The 2806-nt window shown below is 67.5% G+C and carries 5 protein-coding genes; all 5 read left to right on the top strand.

Going from position 1 to position 2806, the window contains the following annotated elements; all coding sequences use genetic code 11:
- On the top strand, positions 1–504 hold a 504-nt coding region (locus MRBLMS1_RS09890), incomplete at its 5' end, for a phage baseplate assembly protein V (protein WP_485879244.1).
- A complete protein-coding gene (locus MRBLMS1_RS09885) occupies positions 501–845 on the top strand; it encodes a GPW/gp25 family protein (RefSeq protein WP_485879242.1) in 345 nt (114 codons plus the stop codon). The genes MRBLMS1_RS09890 and MRBLMS1_RS09885, both read left to right, overlap by 4 nt.
- A complete protein-coding gene (locus MRBLMS1_RS09880; protein ID WP_485879241.1) occupies positions 842–1753 on the top strand; it encodes a baseplate assembly protein in 912 nt (303 codons plus the stop codon). The genes MRBLMS1_RS09885 and MRBLMS1_RS09880 overlap by 4 nt, the downstream gene beginning before the upstream one ends.
- Positions 1746–2366, top strand: coding sequence for a phage tail protein I (locus MRBLMS1_RS09875; RefSeq protein ID WP_485879239.1), 621 nt, complete (start codon positions 1746–1748; stop codon positions 2364–2366). The genes MRBLMS1_RS09880 and MRBLMS1_RS09875 overlap by 8 nt, the downstream gene beginning before the upstream one ends.
- Positions 2363–2806: phage tail protein (locus MRBLMS1_RS09870; protein WP_485879237.1), on the top strand; the 444-nt coding region annotated here is incomplete at its 3' end. The genes MRBLMS1_RS09875 and MRBLMS1_RS09870, both read left to right, overlap by 4 nt.

Genomic DNA, 2806 nt, shown 5'->3' with positions numbered 1-2806 from the left:
CGCGCCGGCAGCACGCGCACCTGGTCGGCGCCCACCGTCGGCGAACAGGTGATCGTCTTTTCCCCGGGCGGCGAGCTGACGCGCGGCATCATCCTGCCCGCGCTGTACTCGCAGGCGTTTGACGCGCCAGAAACCAGCGACACCATCTACACCACGCATTACCCGGACGGCGCTGTGGTGCAGTACGACCATGCGGCCCACGCGCTGACGGCCCTACTCCCCGGCGGCACTGCCACCATCACCGCCGACAAGGTCACGTCGAACGCGCCGAGCACCATCTGCACGGGCGATCTGACCGTCATGAAAAACCTGATCGTCAACGGCGCCACCGCCCTGAACGGCGGCGTGAACGCCAAGGCCGGCGCCGCTGGCGGCGTGGCCATGGCCGTGCAAGGGACGATCAAGGCCAGCGAGGACGTGCTGGCCGGCGCCATCAGCCTGGCCAAGCATGCGCACGGTGGCGTCAAGGCCGGCGGCGACCAGTCGGGCGGGCCGCAAGCATGATGGGCATGCACGCCGCCACCGGGCGCAGCCTGACGGGCCTGGGCCACCTGCGCCAGTCCGTGGCCGATATTCTCACGACGCCCATGGGTTCGCGCATCCGGCGCCGCCGCTATGGCTCGGAAGTGCCCGAGCTGATCGACCAGCCCCTGAACAGCGCCACGCAGTTGCGCATCTACGCCGCCACCGCCTTTGCTCTGCGCCGCTGGGAGCCGCGTTTGCAGCTCGCCAGCGTGCAGCTCACGCGCGACACGGACGGCGCCATCGCGCTGCTGCTGGAAGGCACGGCCAACGGCCAGGGCATTACCCTGTCCGTACCCGTCAAGCAAGGCGGCAGCGTATGAGCACGCCCATCGATCTGACCCAATTGCCGGCGCCGAGCGTGGTCGAGGTGCTGGACTTCGAAGCCATCCTCGCCACGCGCAAAGCCCACCTGGTCAGCCTGCTGCCGGAAGCAGAGCGTGCGGCCGTCACGGCCCTGCTGGAGCTGGAATCGGAGCCGGCCACCAAGCTGCTGGAAGAAAACGCGTATCAGGAAACCATCCTGCGCAACCGCGTCAACGAGGCGGGCAAGGCCGTCATGCTGGCGTTTGCCCTAGACGGCGACCTGGACCAGCTGGGCGCCAACGTCAACGTGGCGCGCCTGGTCATCACGCCGGCCAATCCCAACGCCCTGCCGCCCGTGGCCGCCGTCATGGAAGATAACGACGCCTACCGCCTGCGCATCCAGGAAGCGCCAGATGGCCTGTCCGTGGCCGGCCCGAAAGCGTCGTATGAATTTCACGCCCGCAGCAGCGACGGCCAGGTCAAGGACGCGAGCGCCACCAGCCCCGCGCCGGCGCACGTCACCGTCACCGTGCTGGCGAACAATGACACCGGCATCGCCGACGCCGCGCTCTTGGCCACCGTGGCGCGCGCGCTCAACGCCGAGGAAGTGCGCCCCCTGGGCGACCGCCTGACGGTGCAGGCTGCCCAGGTCATCGATTACCAGATCGAGGCCACCTTGTTTATTGGCGTCGGCCCGGAAGTGCCGATCTTGCTCGATGCCGCGCGCGCCAACGCCGTGCGCGTGTCGCAGCCACGCCGTCCGCTGGGCCACAGCATCTACCGTTCCGCCTGCAGCGCCGCCGTGCACGTCGAGGGCGTGCGCAAGGTCGTCTTGACCAGCCCGGCCACCGACATCGAGCTGGACGCCACCCAGGCCGCGCGCTGCACCGGCATCAACCTGCATGTGGTGGTGCTCGATGAATAAGACCGTGCCGACCCTGCCGCCCAACACCACGGCGCTGGAACGCGCCATTGCCGTGGCTTGCGCCGAGCTGGTCAACGTGCCCGTGCCGCTGCGCGAGCTGTGGAACGCCGACCGCTGCCCCGTTGCCTTGCTCCCATTCCTGGCCTGGGCCTGTTCCGTTGACCGCTGGGACGACAACTGGCCCGAGTCGGTCAAGCGCGGCACCATCAAGGCGTCCTACTTCATCCACAAGCACAAGGGCACGATTGCCGCCGTGCGCCGCGTGGTGGAATCCCTGGGCTATTTGATCCGCATCACCGAATGGTGGCAGACCGCGCCACCGGGCGTGCCCGGAACTTTCCGCCTCGACGTGGGCGTGCTGGACTCGGGCATCACGGACGCCATGTTTCAGGAAATGGAACGCCTGATCGCCGACGCCAAGCCCGTCAGCCGGCAGTTGACGGGCCTGGCGCTGTATCTGGAAACCCGTGGCCAGGTGCGGATCGGCTTGAGCGCCTATCACGGCGATGCGATGACGGTTTATCCGTGGATCGCCGAACAAATCGAAGTGCGCGGCAAGCTGGTACAAGGCGGCGCACCCCATACCATTGACACCATGACCATCTATCCATGAGCACATACTTTGCCATTCTGACGCAGGTGGGCGAGGCCAAGCTGGCCAACGCCATCGCCCTGGGCCAAACCCTGAAACTCAAAAAAATGGGCGTGGGCGACGGCAACGGCGTCCTGCCGATCCCCGACCGCGCACAAAAGACGCTCGTGCATGAAGTGCGCCGCGCCGACCTGAACCAATTGGCCATCGACCCGGCCAACGCCAGCCAGATCATCGCCGAACAGGTGCTGCCCGAAGAGGTGGGCGGCTGGTGGATACGCGAGATTGGCCTCTACGACGAGGCGGGCGACCTGTGCGCCGTAGCCAACTGTCCGCCCAGCTATAAGCCCGTCATGGCCGAGGGCAGCGCCCGCACGCAAGTGGTGCGCGTGGTGCTGATCGTCGCCAGCACGGCCGCCATCGAGCTGAAAATCGATCCGTCCGTGGTGCTGGCCACCCGC

The organism is Massilia sp. LMS1-1-1.1, from assembly GCF_040815535.1.
Classification (GTDB): Bacteria; Pseudomonadota; Gammaproteobacteria; order Burkholderiales; family Burkholderiaceae_D; genus Janthinobacterium; species Janthinobacterium aestuarii.
The sequence above is the reverse complement of the archived record's forward strand: the minus strand, read 5'-3'. Positions and strand labels throughout refer to the sequence as shown.